This window comes from Synechococcus sp. R55.2 (genome assembly GCF_047462075.1).
Classification (GTDB): Bacteria; Cyanobacteriota; Cyanobacteriia; order Thermostichales; family Thermostichaceae; genus Thermostichus.
This window is the reverse complement of record NZ_JANSIH010000461.1, coordinates 1-13,569: the sequence shown is the minus strand read 5'-3', so window position 1 is coordinate 13,569 and position 13,569 is coordinate 1. Positions and strand designations below refer to the sequence as shown.

The following is a 13,569-nucleotide window of genomic DNA, read 5'->3' as shown; positions in this document are numbered from 1 at the left end:
TGGGAAGGGGATGCGGATTTGAATGGTGCGAATGTGATTGCGCTTTTGGGGGCTGCTGTAAACCAGCCTAGAGGTTCGTGGTTGGCTTGCCAACTGCAGGGCTACCGAAAGCCCGCCCTGTACTGCGAAGCAGTCAGGGTCGGGTAGTTTACTCTTGTTGCAACTCCGTCCCGCTGGCACGACCTGTGGCGGCCATTCCCCTCTAGAGTGAGTGGCCTCACCCCAAAACCGGCAACTCTGCTTGCCTACTGGAAGGCTGTAATCAGCAATGTCTGGGATCCGGAGCGATTCTGTTGGTCAAACGCGGTAATCCGGAACTGCCAAACGCCAACGGGATCCCCGAGGGCAACGCGGAAATCGGTACTGAAGCTACAAAAGGTGGCCCCAGGGTTACAGCCGGCCTGCTGTGGGCTGAAGAATTCCCTTTGCACGCGCACGCCGCTGGGGTTGAAAGTTTCCAGCTCGAGGAACTGCGTTGGACGAGCACCGCCGGGCACACTCACCTGCACCGTGAAGGCCGGCGTGGAGGTGCCCACCCGCACCGAGGTGGGCGCATTGATAAACGAAACCGTTGGGCCTTGGGGTGGGGGCAGGATCGAGCCCCCTGAGCTGCCGCCATCTCCACAAGCAGCCAGCCCAGTGGCCAAAAGGCCGGTGGCCAAAAGGGTGAGAGCAGTCCGTTGCATCCCGCAGTTCCTCACGCAAACCCATCCATCCTGGCAAGACTTGACCAGAATCTGTACCACCGCTTGAGCGGCACAGCTCTAAGTTACTTTTCTAAGTTACTTTCTGCCTCTGCAGCTTGAGAAAAGATGCGCCACGACCCAAATCTGCATGGGCCTTTGCGCAGAGTTGATTCCCTTGCTTCAGAGCAGCAGCAAGCGCCGCAACAGCAACGCTATCACCGCAACAAAGCTGGCCACGATGATCTGTCCCGGCAGAGTATAGCCGGAGTAAAGCCCTATCAACCTCAGCAACTCCCCATTCCAGGGTTGTGTGGCCAAAAGGTAGAGAATCCCGGTCAGGTGAACCAAGGCCAAAGCCACCAAGCTGCCGGATCCCAGCTCTTGGAGGCCCACCGGGGAGTCAGGGATCCCTTCTGCCCACCGCTTCCCATCGACAGCACGTTGGCGGGCCGGGGGAGAAGGGTAGGGATCCCGTTGCGGAAAAGCAATTGTCCCGCAGGCCCAGGCTCCTGGCAGAAACCCCAGCAAGTAGCCAAAGGCGGGCTGGTACAGGTACTGCCATCCTCCCCCTTGGGCAAACACCTGTAGCCCTGCCAGCCCCAGCCCCAGATAGACGATCTGGGCGCACACCGCTGCCACCGGCCCCGCCAAACAAGCCGTCAGCAACACGCCCCCAATTTGCAGCGAAAAGCTGTATCCCCCCAACCCAGGCAGCCCGGGCGGAAAACTCAAATGGGTCAGGGTGCCCAAAATGGTCAGGAGGACCCCAATCGCCGTCCAAAGCCATTCCAGAGGAGTTAAGAGCAAGCCAGACCGCATAAACCGAGAGGAAATTTTTCCCTATGCTAAGAAAGGGAAGGGGCAGATGGGGTGGGCAAAAGGTGGTCAAGGCAGAGTGGATTGAACTGGCCCAGGCCCTGGCCGATGCTGCCGGAGCGGTGATTCGCCCCCTGTTTCGCGGAGAACTGCAAGCCGAATACAAAGAGGCCCGCTCCCCAATTGTGACGGTGGCCGACCGGGAGGCAGAGCGAGCTATGCGGGCTTTGCTCATGGCCCAAGTGCCAGAACACAACATCCTTGGCGAAGAGTTTGGTTTTCACCAGACGGGATCCCTCTATACCTGGGTTCTGGATCCCTTGGATGGCACCATCGCCTTTTCCACCGGCAAGCCCACCTTTGCTACTCTGATTGCCCTCTTGGAAGAAGACCGCCCCATTTTGGGCATCATCGATCAACCGGTGTTGCGCGAACGCTGGCTGGGGGTACGGGGACAGCCCACTCAATGGATAACCCCCTCCCACCGGCAAGCCGTCCGAGCCAAGGCCAATACCGACCTCAGCCGCGCCTACTTGAGCTGTACCACCCCTGATTTGTTCACCCAACCCGACCAACAACGGTGCTTCCAGGGGCTCAGCCAAGCAGTTCACATTACCTCCTATGGGGGCGATGGCTACCAGTACGGCCTGTTGGCCAGCGGCTGTGTGGATCTGGTGATGGAGTGTGGCCTTGCCCTCTACGATTTTGCTGCCCTTGTGCCGGTGATTGAGGGATCCGGTGGCGTGATTACCGATTGGCGAGGGGATCCCTTAACCCGCACCTCCACGGGAGAAGTGTTGGCGGCAGCCAACCCCAGCTTGCATCGACAGGCCCTGGCCGCGATTCAAAAAAGCGGGATCTACCCAGCGAAATAAGCAGGCTCATTGCCAGGTTTCCACTTGATGTTGCAGCCCAGGCTGGGCTTTTGGTCGGGATCGATGGGCTTGCCGGCCAGAAGGTTATCCAGCGCCGCCCGCAAATCTTTGCCCGTCACCGGCACATCGGTCAGGCTGGGACGGCTGTCGTCCAGTTGACCACGATAGACCAACTTGCGATCCGCGTCGAACAAGAAAAAGTCGGGGGTGCAGGCGGCGGTGAAGGCTTTGGCCACCTCTTGGGTTTCGTCGTAGCAGAAGGGGAAGGTAAAGCCCAAGGTCTCGGCCATCTTCTTCAAGTTCTCTGGGCTGTCATCCGGGTATTTCTCCACATCGTTGGCGCTGATGGCTACAATGCCGACGCCGCGATCCTTGTAATCTCTGCCAAGGCGGGCCAGCTCCTCTTGCACGTGCTTCACATAGGGACAGTGCTGGCAGATGAACATCACCAGCAGGGCCGGCTTGTCGGCAAAGGTGGAGAGGGAGATGGTTTGGCCGCTCACCACATCCGGCAGGCTGAAGTCAGGGGCTGGGGTGCCCAAAGGCAGCATGGTCGAGGGGGTACGGGCCATAACAAACCTCCAGCGTAAGGTTTCCTCAATCATTGTGGATCATCCTGCTCCCACAGGAGCCGTCGCAAGGGGATCTCGCCGGCAAACGGGAGCGCCAGAAGGGATCCCAAGCAGGCCGGGGACAGCTTTTACAATTGGATAAGGTTGGCAACACGATTGTTGGGGAGCTGAGCCTTGAGCACCGCCGTCTTACCTGCTGCTCCTTTGGTGGATACTCACGTCCACCTCAATTACCCCGATTTTGCCGCGGATCTGCCCCAGGTGGCCGAGCGCTGGCGTCAGACGGGGATCCGGCGTTTGGTGCATTCTTGTGTAACACCGGCAGAATTCCCCCAGTTGCAGGCCATTGCCGACCAGTATCCGGAAGTATTTTTGTCGGTGGGGCTGCACCCTTTGGAGGCGGGCCAGTGGCAGCCCGATTTGGCCGAAAAGATCGCCCACCTGGCCGCCAGCGACGAGCGAGTGGTGGCTATCGGGGAGACGGGCCTGGATTTCTACAAGTCCAACCCGGCGGATATCGAGCGGCAAAAAGAATCCTTCTGGGCCCAGATTGCCATTGCCCAAGCGCAGGATCTGGCGTTGATCGTCCATTGCCGCGAGGCGGCAGCAGCCACCTACGCCATCCTCAAGGAGGCCATGGCCACGGGGGGGCCAGTGCGGGCGGTGATGCATTGCTGGAGCGGATCCCCGGAGGAGACGCGGCTGTTTGTCGAGCTGGGCTGCTACATCAGCTTCAGCGGCATTGTTACTTTCAAAAATGCCGAGACTGTCCGCCGGTCGGCCTTGGAGGTGCCCCTATCCCAGCTTTTGGTGGAAACCGATTGCCCTTTTCTGGCTCCCACCCCCTTCCGCGGCAAACGCAATGAGCCGGCCTATGTGCAGCGGGTGGCCCAAACCTTGGCGGAGCTGCTTGGGATCCCACCGGAAAAACTGGCAGAAGAAACCAGCCAAAATGCCGCTCGCCTGTTTCAGCTGCCTCTCCTCTAGCTCTGCTTTCCGATGGCGCGGGTGGACCGTAGGCCATTCCCGGCTCCAGATCTCAGGCGATTCCAACTCGGGAAACCCTGAGTTACCATTTTTAACTTTTTCTTTAACTTTTCTTTTGAACTCCGACTGCTCTTCTCAAAGGCATCCTATGCTGGAAAAAAGGGATGTATCTCTAGATACTTCCCGTTAATCCCAGGGGCTAGGGGCTTGCAACTATGGATACTGAAACGTGGGCTGCCGCAGCTCGACCCAGCCGAGATGCCCTCATCAACCGCATCACCCACCAGATTCGGCAATCCCTGGAGCTGGATCAGATCCTGAGGGCGACGGTGGAGGAGGTGCGCGCCTTTTTGGGTACGGATCGGGTGAAGGTTTACCGCTTTGATCCCGAAGGTCACGGAACGGTGGTGGCGGAAGCGCGAGGAGGGGAGCGGCTGCCCTCGCTCTTGGGGCTGACTTTTCCGGCAGGGGACATTCCCGAGGAGGCGCGGCGGTTGTTTCGTTCGGCCCAGGCGCGGGTGATTGTGGATGTAGAGGCGCAAAGCCGTTCCATCAGCCAGCCGGAGTCCTGGGGGTTGTCTGCTAGGGTTCCTCTGGGCGAGCCGCTACAGCGGCCTGTGGATCCCTGCCATGTTCACTATTTGAAATCCATGGGGGTGGCCTCTTCCTTGGTGGTTCCCCTCATGCATCATCAAGAGCTTTGGGGGCTGTTGGTCTCCCATCATGCCGAGCCTCGTCTGTATTCTCCAGAAGAGCTGCAGGTGGTGCAGTTGGTGGCGGATCAAGTTTCCATTGCCATTGCTCAGGCGGAATTGCTGGAGCAGGCGCGGCAGAAGGCGCAGCAGGAACGCCTCATCAACCAAATTGCTGCCCTGGTTTATTCGCCCCTGCACCCGGAGACGACCTTGACCACGGTGCTGGAGCAGCTTGCTGCCGGTTTGCAGGGGATCGGGGCGCGGCTGCGGATCCACTTTATGGGCGCAGACACCCTCTGTTGTCATGGCGTGCAACCCCCGGCCAGCTACGACACCTGGCTACAGGAGCAGCTCGGAAGGGCCGGAGGAGCGGGGGGCTGGGTGAAGATGTGGTCGCTATCCCACTTGGAGAAATGGCCGGAGCTGCAAGAGCAGATGAAGCAGACACCCATTCGTGGCCTGCTGGTGGCCCAGCTCGCCTGGAATGACCAGCCGGTGGGCTGGCTGAGCGTGTTTCGCGGGGCCGTTTACCAAGAAACCCACTGGGCGGGCTACCGTTGGTTTGCTCAGGGGGATCCCAGACAAAAATTGCCTCTCATCTCTTTTGCCGCCTGGCGGGAGCTGAAAATTGACGAGCCTAAGGCTTGGTCAGCTGCAGAGCAAGAGCTGATGAGTCGGGTCGGGGTACATTTGGCCCTGTCCATTACGCAAAATCAGCTCTACCGGCAGTTGCAAACCCTCAACGCCCGTCTGGAGCAGGAGGTGCAGGAGCGGACGGCGGCCCTGCAGCGATCTCTGGCTATGGATGCCCTCTTGCAGCGGGTCACCGACCAGGTGCGCAGCAGTTTGGAGGAAGCCCAGATCCTGCGGGCAGTGGTGCAGGAGTTGGCTCTGGGGTTGCCCATTCAAGGTTGCGATCTCTGTCTCTACGATTGGGCAGCCGGCCAAGCCACGGTGCGCTACGAATACACCTCTGCCCTACCGCCCGTCGGCGGGATTACCCTGACTTTGGCCGACTACCCCGATCTTTACCGGCACCTGCAAGGGGGTCAAGCGGTGCAATTCTGCCACTTGCCTGGGCAGGGCTGGATCCCCCGTCGGGAAGGGCTGACCCTGCTGGTGTGCCCGCTGCGGGATGACCAAGGGGTGCTGGGGGATCTCTGGCTGGCGAAGCCGGCAGCCGAGTGCTTTGATGAACTGGAGGTGCAGGTGGTGCAGCAGGTGGCGGATCACTGCGCCATTGCCATCCGCCAGGCCCGCCTCTACCAGGCTTCTGTGCAGCAAATTGGTGAGCTGGAGCGCCTCAACCGCCTCAAAGATGATTTTTTGAGCACCGTCTCCCACGAGCTGCGCACCCCCATCACCAACATGAGGATGGCCATCCAACTGCTGAAAACCGCCCGCGCCCCCCAAAAACGAGAGCAATATCTCAAGATTTTGGAGCAGGAGTGTGAGCGGGAGGCGGAATTGGTCAACGATCTCTTGGATCTGCAGAGGCTGGAGCAGGGATCCAAAACGCTCCATCTGGAAGAAGTGCCGCTGGCAACCTGGCTGCCCAGCGTGCTGGAGCCGTTTCTACAGCGGGCCCAGGCCAACCAGCAACGGTTGCAGTGGCAGATTGCGCCAAATGTGGGCAAGGTGCTCACCGATCGGGGCGGCCTGGAGCGGGTGGTGCAGGAGCTGGTCAACAACGCCTGCAAGTATACTCCCCCAAGGTGCAACATCTGGGTAACAGCGCAGCGCTCTGGCCCGCAGCAGGTGGAAATTCGGGTGATCAACGAGGGAGTAGAAATTCCCCACAGCGAGTGGGAGCGCATCTTCGAGAAGTTTTACCGCATTCCCAGCGGGGATCCCTGGAAGCGGGGCGGCACCGGCCTGGGCCTGGCTTTGGTCAAGCAGTGGATGCAGCGGCTGGGGGGCAGCGTCTCGGTGGAGAGTTCTCAAGGCAAAACCTGCTTTACCCTGGTGCTGCCGCAGGGATCCCTGCCTGTGCAGACCTCACCCCTAGCCCACAACTGTGCCTAGCCACATGAGCAATGCCCACTCAGAAGCGTTGCGTTTGGCCGCCGAGCAGTTTAACCGGGGGGAATTTTACGCCTGCCACGACACCCTAGAGGCCCTGTGGATGGAGGCAGTGGATCCAGAGCGGCGTTTTTACCAGGGTCTATTGCAGACGGCAGTGGCCTACTATCACCTGCAAAACGGCAACCGCCGCGGCTGCATGATCCTGTTGGGGGAGGCCAACCGCAAGCTGGCGGACTTTCTGCCCACCTACGCTGGATGGGATGTGCAAGCCCTGTGGCAGGCTAACCAGGGCATTCTGCGGCATCTTTCTCAACTGCAACCCCAGGATCCCTTGCCTTATCTAGCCGTCCCCACCCTGAGTTGGGTTGAAGATTAACCTGAGCAGGCTCAACACCGGCCCTAGCGCTTGGAGCGACGGGCTTTGCGCTCAACTTCGTTGCGTCGCCGCCGATCCCGCCAGTCGATGAAGGTAATGTAGCCAACGCCCAGTGTTACGGCTGTCAACAGCAAAAAGATGCTTCCGTAGGCGATGCGTGTGACCAAGGGAAGATCGGTTTCCATGGCGTGAGTGGGGGTAGCCCTGTCAATATCGGCGACAGGGACAACAAGATGGATGTGAGGTGAGGATCAATCCAGGCGGGACAAACTACATGCCGTTGCGCCCCCAAACCACCAGGGCAATGGAAAGAACGAAGAAGGTGGGAACGGCAATCCAGCCAAGGGTGATGATGTCCATAGGTCTAGCCCAGCTAAAGAGGGGTTATCTCGAGGTGATCCCATTTTACGAGAGGAGATCCCTTGTCAACGGACATCTACGAACACCTGTTTTCAGTTCAAGCTGGCTACAGTGGAGTTAAATCTGAAACATCTGAGCCAAACGAGGTGGGATCCGATGGTACTGGACACATTGCCGCTGGTTGCCGCTGTAGCCATCGCCATTTTTATGCTGGTTTTTTGGGTGCGGGTGGTTCGAGAGGCCATCTGGACAACGGTGGGGATTGTAATCATCTTGGCCGTGTTGTACGTGGTCTTTAGAATTGGCCCGCGGCAGGTGCTGCAGGAGTTGCGGGATCCCTTTGCCCTTCTAGAACAGGTTTGGCAGGTGATCGTCGGTTGGTTCCAGGCCCTTCTCCCCTAGAGTTCGTTATCTGCTATACAGTTCCCTGATACAATAGAAAACACAGGGGGGCAGCCTATTGGAACTGCTGGCGAATGGTTTGTCCAGTCAAAAATCGATTCCCTCTCCGGTTTCCGCACTGCTCTACAGCACCTACGCGACTGAAGTTCTCGCCATGCCTTCTGACCCTGAATGGGATCCCCAAGACCTGACCCCAGAAGAGGGGATCCTTATTCCTGCTTGCGTCAGCGGGACGGAGTCCTCAGGTATCCAGTCAGATATTCAGATTGAGGTGGTGGATTTGGGGGAACGCTGCCGAAAATTGCAAGGCAGTGTGTGGATCCCGGCAGAGCGGCAGCAGGTTTGGCAGGTTTTGACCGACTACGACCATCTGGCAGAGTTTATTCCCAACTTGGTGGAAAGCCGCGTCATTGGCCGTGAGGATGGCCGCACACTGGTACGTCAAGTGGGATCCCAAAAGGTTTTGTTTGCCCAATTTTCTGCTGCGGTGGTGCTGGCCATCGAGGAGATCTTTCCCCAGCAACTTCGCTTTCAAAAAACAGAAGGGGATTTTCTCATCTTCGAGGGGTTTTGGGATCTGGCCGATTTGTCGGCCCATCAGACCTTGCTCACCTACCACCTGCAGGTCAAGCCTCCCCGCAGAATGCCTGTCGGTCTGGTGGAGCGCCGCATTTGCCGAGATTTGGCCCTCAACTTACAGGCCATTCGAGAGCGCTGCCTGAGTTTGTCGGATTATTCCCAACCCGTCTAGGGTGCGCCCAAGCGGCTTTGTGCTACGCTGCCCGCAGTGGCAGGGTAGTTAACTGCTCTCGCCTACGGCGGCACGGAGCGCTATAAAAACCCAACAGTCTCACGACTGGATGCAGCTTCAATAGGTTTTGTAGTGGTTGTTCGCAGCGGTACCTAAGGGCATAAGGACTCCGTCCCGCTGGCGCGAGAGGGAACCGCCCTGCACTCGCGTCAGCGGCGCGTAGCGCTTGGGGGAACGCCTGGGGAGATGAGCACCGCTGTCGTAGAGGGGCAACCCAACACGGTAAGTGCTGTCGCAGAACCAGGAACCAGAATCCCCTGCCTAAAGGCAGGGGGCATGCCAACGCAGGATCCCTGCTTGCTCGTCAGAGGGTTCGGGGATCCCGTTCATCTCCACCTTGTCCCCTGCTGGAGAAAAGTTAATCGATTGTTAACGTTTTTGTCCTGATCCCTCAACAGTGCCCGGAGCGATGCGGTAGATTAGTGCAGCAGCCCCCGCAAAGGGGATTTTTTGTGCCGTCTACGGACTGTAGGAGAAGCTCTTGGCAAACGTCGTGGTTGTCGGTGCCCAGTGGGGCGACGAAGGAAAAGGGAAGATCACCGACCTCCTCAGTGAAAAGGCGCATGTGGTCGTCCGCTATCAAGGCGGGGTGAATGCAGGGCATACCCTGGTGGTGGCGGGGCAAACTTTCAAGCTACACCTGATCCCCTCCGGCATTCTCTACCCCGACAAACGCTGCATCATCGCCAGCGGCACGGTGATCGATCCCGAAGTTTTGCTGGCCGAGATCGACCAACTGCATCAATTGGGCATTTCCACCGACAACCTATTCATCGCCGAAACAGCCCACGTTACCCTGCCCTACCACCGGGTCATCGACATCGCAGAAGAGGAGCGGCGCGGCATCTACAAGCTGGGCACCACCGGACGGGGTATTGGCCCCACCTATGCCGACAAGGCAGAGCGCATGGGCATTCGCGTTGTGGACTTGATGTACCCTGACCAGTTGCGGGAACGCCTCAGTTGGGCCATTCCCTACAAAAATGTCTTGCTGGAGAAGATCTATAATCTGCCCCCCCTGGATCCCGAGCCGATCATCGAGCAATACCTGGCCTATGCCGAGCGGCTGCGCCCCTATGTTACCGACGCTGCCCTGCTTCTGACCCAAGCCATCGAAGACCGGGAGAACATCCTGTTTGAAGGGGCTCAGGGCACCCTGTTGGATCTCGACTACGGCACCTACCCCTACGTCACCTCCTCCCATCCCATTGCCGGTGGCGCTTGTATTGGCGCTGGGATCGGCCCCACCAGCATTGACCGGGTGATCGGGGTGGCTAAAGCCTATACCACCCGCGTTGGGGAAGGCCCTTTCCCCACCGAGCTCAAAGATGAGATCGGGGCGTACCTAGGGGCAACCGGTGCTGAATTTGGCACCACCACCGGACGACAACGGCGCTGCGGCTGGTTTGACGGGGTGATCGGGCGCTACGCGGTGCGGATCAATGGCCTAGACTGCCTGGCCATCACCAAGCTGGATGTGCTGGATGGCTTGGATGAGATCAAGGTGTGCGTTGCCTACGAGTACCAGGGTCGGGAAATTCGTCACTTTCCCAGCGATGCCCGTGTTTTCGCCCAGTGCAAACCTATCTACGAAACCCTGCCGGGCTGGAAATGTTCCACCAAAGATTGCCGCTCCATCCAAGACTTGCCCCCCGAAGCCCACGATTACCTGAAGTTTTTGGCGCAGTTGATGCAGGTGCCGATTGCCTTTGTTTCTTTAGGGGCCAGCCGCGACCAGACGATCATTGTCGAAGATCCCATCCACGGCCCCAAACGTGCCCTTCTCTATCCCAATGGTGGCAAGCGCGTCCACGCCCTCATGCCCGACTGAGTGGGCCTCAAGCACAATTGGGAACAAGGACAATACTGTAGTGATCAGTAAGTTATAGTCATTTCAGTTTAGGGTGAGACGCCTGAGCCACTGAGAAAGTCTTCCGCCCGAGGGTGGTTGCAGAAGCAGCGTGGAGCATTTTGAAAGCGTCTTAATCTAACTTGAAATAACTGCAATGGGTCAGAAAATCAATGGTTTAGCTAGCCCGCTGGGAAGCCTCGCCCTCTATGCATCAGCATGAGGGTCGGGATGAAAGGCGGTCTTTGTGCTGTGGTCAACCTAGCTGTACAGAACAGCTTTGTTGGAATCTGGTGCAGCTACGCGGTGGGACATCCTGTGTCTGCTCGCTGAGGGTTCTTGCGATAGCTACCCGTTGAGGCGAGAAGCCTGCTCCGTACTACCTAGCAGTCGGAGTCGGGAGTACGTCACGGAAAACAATATTGCCGTAGCTGGGCCAGTTCTGCCTCGCTGAGATCTTGCCACTGGCCGGGAGCAAGCCCCACCAGAGAAAGAGGCCCCAGTCCAACCCGAACCAACCGCAAAGTTGGGATCCCAACAGCAGCAGTCATGCGGCGCACCTGACGATTACGACCCTCCTGCAGCGTCAGTTCCAGCCAGGTAGTGGGGATGGAGCGGCGAAAGCGAATGGGGGGATCCCGTGGCGGCAGGGTGGGTTCCTCAGCCAAGACTTTGACCTGGGCCGGGCGCGTTTTTCGCCCTTGGATGATCAGCCCCTGTTGCAACTGTTGCAGGGCTTGGGGGGTGGGGATCCCTTCCACCTGAACCCAGTAGGTGCGCTCATGGCCGAACTTGGGGTCGATCAAGCGGGCATTGAGGCGACCATCATCGGTCAGCAGGAGCAGCCCTTCGCTGTCGCGATCCAACCGCCCCACCGGATAAACTTTGGGCACCGGAATAAAAGACTTGAGGGTAGGCCGTCCCGCTTGGTCGGTGAATTGGGTGAGCACGCCATAGGGTTTGTAAAACTTGAGATAGCGCATGACACACAAAATGACAAAACTGGTGAACCCAATCTTTCCAATCTTTAAGATTTGGCAGAAAGATTTGGCAGAGCGGCTTCAACGGTAAGATCAAGCCTTAAGGAGCAACATCCCTCCACCGCCAGCAGCGTTTGACGGAGCTCACCCCATGACCATAGACAACAATTTACTTTGGGTTTTGATTGGAACAGCGGGGCTCTCTCTCCTCAGCCTGGTGTACGTGCTGGTGGATGAGGGCAACAAACGTCGCCGCTACGAACAGCAAAAGGAAAAAGAAGCTGCTCAGCCACCTGCGGTTGTTCCTGCAGAAGAAGCCGGGATCCCAGCTGCACCTCCTCCTTCTGCTCCTGAACCTGTTGCTGCTCAGCCCGCTTCAGCGCCACACACTGCTGACGTGCTCACAGAAGCGTCGCCTGGCGATAACGAGGAGCCAGAAACCTCCCCGGAAGCCGTTCGCGCCAGCGGGACGGAGTCCTTGCCTAACCTTGAGGACTCTGCTCTTGCTCAGGAGCCGGACACAGCGCCCGAACCAGCAGAGGAGAGGCCGAAAGACACCCCGTAGCCGCTTTTTCCGGCTTTGGGGAAGTTTTGGGGATAGATGGGATGGGGTCGCGCAAGGGGGGAGCTTCATGTCCTCAGCAGGGTTTGTTCTCCATAGCGCAGCATCATCTCCAAAGCCGCGAGACGGTTGCCCCAAACTTGAACTCGATAGGGATTGCGCAGAGATTCCAACCGCATCCAAGTGGCAAGATTGGCTTTCAAGTTGCCCAGTTGATGAAGATTCCTGCCGGTGGGAGAAAAATCCACAGGCGGTGCCAGGGCAGGCGAGGGATCCTGTTGCTTGTTCAGGCTGAGAAGTAGGGCTTATCCTGGAGCCTAAAACCAAACCGAAAATGGAAGAAGTTTACATACCTGAGGAGACCCTTCGCGCTTGGCTGTGGGAAGACCTGGGGCACGGCGACCTCACCACAGAGCTGACCCTACCCCCAGGACTGGAGGGTGAAGCGGTAATCCTGGCCAAGGAGACAGGGATCCTGGCCGGTCTGGAGATTGCCAAGCGGGTTTTTCGGCTGGTGGATCCCCAGGTAGAGTTCACCCCTGGGGTGGAGGAAGGGGCCAGGGTGGCTGTCGGTCAAGAAGTGGCCCACCTCAAGGGATCCCTGCGGGGCATCTTGGCAGGAGAGCGGCTGGCCCTCAACCTTCTCCAAAGGCTGTCCGGCATTGCCACCCTCACTCGCACTTATGTAGAGGCTCTCCGGGGAACCTCAACCCAGCTCCTGGACACCCGCAAGACCACTCCCGGCCTGCGCGCCCTGGAGAAGTATGCAGTACGGGTAGGGGGCGGCAAAAACCACCGCTTTGGGCTGTTCGACGGCATCTTGATTAAGGAAAACCACATTATTGCTACGCAACACTGTCGCGACCGCGGCACGGGAGGCGTTTTGGCAGCCGTCAAGCGGGCCAAGGAAGGCGCTCCCCACCACCTCAAGGTGGAGGTGGAGGTGCGGGATCTCCAGGAACTGGAAGAGGCTTTGGCAGCAGGAGCCGATCTCATCCTTTTGGATAACTTCACCCTGGAAGAAATCCAGACAGCCGTCCAACGGGTGGGAGGAAGAGTTCCCCTCGAGGCCAGCGGCAACATGACCCCGGAACGGGCCAGGCAAGTGGCCGAGGCAGGCGTGAATTACGTCAGCGTCGGGGCTCTCACCCACTCGGCCAAGGCTTTGGATCTCTCTTTGCTGGTGGTGTGACCAAGAAAACTGGGTTTGGCGCTCCGCGCCGCTAAAGCGAACAAGCTCCGCCCTACCGCTACGCGGTTCCCCTTGGTGGGCCGTAGGCCTTAGCAAGCTAGTAGAGCGGCTTTTGCTTTATCGCACAGCCCACTCAAGTAGACCGTCGGGTCGTGGTCGAACAACACTGTGCCCACCCCTGGGATGCTGTGGGAACAGATTCATCGCAGAACCCGAGAGCCTATCATGGGATCCAGTATGGAATCCATCGTGCCAGTGGTGCGGGGCACTTTAACCCTTCCACCCTCCTCTTCTCTGACAAATCCGGCAGCCATCCTGACTGGCCCATCCGCTGCTGCGGCAGCAGTATTTATCACTTTGCCTTTGGCAGCGCAGCTGTAT

Annotated in this window: 16 protein-coding genes and 1 pseudogene; 10 read left to right on the top strand and 7 right to left on the bottom strand. The window is 58.7% G+C overall.

Features of this window, described 5'->3' with window-relative positions; translation table 11 throughout:
• Positions 1 to 147: pseudogene (locus tag NW838_RS15805) on the top strand (RNA-guided endonuclease TnpB family protein); the annotation flags it as partial.
• Positions 148 to 245: 98 nt separating this feature from the next.
• On the opposite strand, the gene NW838_RS15800 reads toward NW838_RS15805, so the two are convergent.
• Positions 246 to 686: a hypothetical protein gene (locus tag NW838_RS15800; RefSeq protein WP_414357513.1), complete on the bottom strand. Its 441-nt coding sequence runs from the start codon at positions 684 to 686 to the stop codon at positions 246 to 248.
• Positions 687 to 866: 180 nt separating this feature from the next.
• Positions 867 to 1,505, bottom strand: a complete 639-nt coding sequence (locus NW838_RS15795; protein WP_414357512.1) for a biotin transporter BioY — start codon at positions 1,503 to 1,505, stop codon at positions 867 to 869.
• 23 nt (positions 1,506 to 1,528) lie between these two features.
• On the opposite strand from NW838_RS15795, the gene NW838_RS15790 reads away from it, so the two are divergent.
• On the top strand, positions 1,529 to 2,377 hold the full coding sequence (locus NW838_RS15790; protein ID WP_414357511.1) for an inositol monophosphatase family protein: 849 nt from the start codon (positions 1,529 to 1,531) through the stop codon (positions 2,375 to 2,377).
• On the opposite strand, the gene NW838_RS15785 is transcribed toward NW838_RS15790, so the two are convergent.
• The gene (locus NW838_RS15785) at positions 2,362 to 2,949 is read right to left on the bottom strand and encodes a thioredoxin family protein (protein ID WP_041437584.1); all 588 of its coding nucleotides are present in this window, start codon (positions 2,947 to 2,949) and stop codon (positions 2,362 to 2,364) included. The two genes, NW838_RS15790 and NW838_RS15785, sit on opposite strands and share 16 nt — an antisense overlap.
• 174 nt (positions 2,950 to 3,123) lie before the next feature.
• Here NW838_RS15785 and NW838_RS15780 point away from each other — a divergent pair, with 174 nt between their 5' ends.
• The 3 genes from NW838_RS15780 to NW838_RS15770 all read left to right on the top strand — a co-directional run bounded on the left by NW838_RS15780 (position 3,124) and on the right by NW838_RS15770 (position 7,032).
• Positions 3,124 to 3,936 (top strand): TatD family hydrolase, encoded by an 813-nt coding sequence (locus tag NW838_RS15780; RefSeq protein ID WP_414357510.1) that lies wholly within the window; start codon positions 3,124 to 3,126, stop codon positions 3,934 to 3,936.
• A gap of 215 nt (positions 3,937 to 4,151) precedes the next feature.
• Positions 4,152 to 6,656, top strand: coding sequence for a GAF domain-containing protein (locus tag NW838_RS15775; protein WP_414428366.1), 2,505 nt, complete (start codon positions 4,152 to 4,154; stop codon positions 6,654 to 6,656).
• A gap of 4 nt (positions 6,657 to 6,660) precedes the next feature.
• On the top strand, positions 6,661 to 7,032 hold the full coding sequence (locus NW838_RS15770) for a DUF309 domain-containing protein (RefSeq protein WP_414357508.1): 372 nt from the start codon (positions 6,661 to 6,663) through the stop codon (positions 7,030 to 7,032).
• A 23-nt stretch (positions 7,033 to 7,055) separates the two neighbouring features.
• Here the strand turns inward: NW838_RS15770 and NW838_RS15765 are convergent, their stop codons facing one another.
• Positions 7,056 to 7,217, bottom strand: coding sequence for a hypothetical protein (locus tag NW838_RS15765; protein WP_414357507.1), 162 nt, complete (start codon positions 7,215 to 7,217; stop codon positions 7,056 to 7,058).
• 85 nt (positions 7,218 to 7,302) lie between these two features.
• Entirely contained in the window at positions 7,303 to 7,392 is a 90-nt protein-coding gene (locus tag NW838_RS15760) for a cytochrome b6-f complex subunit PetN (protein ID WP_244349857.1), read from the bottom strand.
• Positions 7,393 to 7,548: 156 nt separating this feature from the next.
• On the opposite strand from NW838_RS15760, the gene NW838_RS15755 reads away from it, so the two are divergent.
• From NW838_RS15755 to NW838_RS15745, 3 genes are all read left to right on the top strand, one after another.
• Positions 7,549 to 7,794: a hypothetical protein gene (locus NW838_RS15755; RefSeq protein WP_049749597.1), complete on the top strand. Its 246-nt coding sequence runs from the start codon at positions 7,549 to 7,551 to the stop codon at positions 7,792 to 7,794.
• A gap of 154 nt (positions 7,795 to 7,948) precedes the next feature.
• A complete protein-coding gene (locus tag NW838_RS15750) occupies positions 7,949 to 8,545 on the top strand; it encodes an SRPBCC family protein (RefSeq protein WP_414357506.1) in 597 nt (198 codons plus the stop codon).
• Positions 8,546 to 9,086: 541 nt separating this feature from the next.
• The gene (locus tag NW838_RS15745; protein WP_414428365.1) at positions 9,087 to 10,436 is read left to right on the top strand and encodes an adenylosuccinate synthase; all 1,350 of its coding nucleotides are present in this window, start codon (positions 9,087 to 9,089) and stop codon (positions 10,434 to 10,436) included.
• Between the two features lie 425 nt (positions 10,437 to 10,861).
• Here NW838_RS15745 and NW838_RS15740 read toward each other — a convergent pair whose 3' ends face one another.
• Positions 10,862 to 11,437, bottom strand: coding sequence for a pseudouridine synthase (locus NW838_RS15740; protein ID WP_414357504.1), 576 nt, complete (start codon positions 11,435 to 11,437; stop codon positions 10,862 to 10,864).
• A gap of 148 nt (positions 11,438 to 11,585) precedes the next feature.
• On the opposite strand from NW838_RS15740, the gene NW838_RS15735 reads away from it, so the two are divergent.
• Positions 11,586 to 11,999: a hypothetical protein gene (locus tag NW838_RS15735; protein ID WP_414428364.1), complete on the top strand. Its 414-nt coding sequence runs from the start codon at positions 11,586 to 11,588 to the stop codon at positions 11,997 to 11,999.
• A 65-nt stretch (positions 12,000 to 12,064) separates the two neighbouring features.
• Here the strand turns inward: NW838_RS15735 and NW838_RS15730 are convergent, their stop codons facing one another.
• Positions 12,065 to 12,244 (bottom strand): hypothetical protein, encoded by a 180-nt coding sequence (locus NW838_RS15730; protein ID WP_414428363.1) that lies wholly within the window; start codon positions 12,242 to 12,244, stop codon positions 12,065 to 12,067.
• Positions 12,245 to 12,330: 86 nt separating this feature from the next.
• Here NW838_RS15730 and nadC point away from each other — a divergent pair, with 86 nt between their 5' ends.
• Positions 12,331 to 13,188, top strand: coding sequence for a carboxylating nicotinate-nucleotide diphosphorylase (nadC, locus tag NW838_RS15725; protein WP_414357502.1), 858 nt, complete (start codon positions 12,331 to 12,333; stop codon positions 13,186 to 13,188).
• Positions 13,189 to 13,569 lie beyond the last annotated feature (381 nt).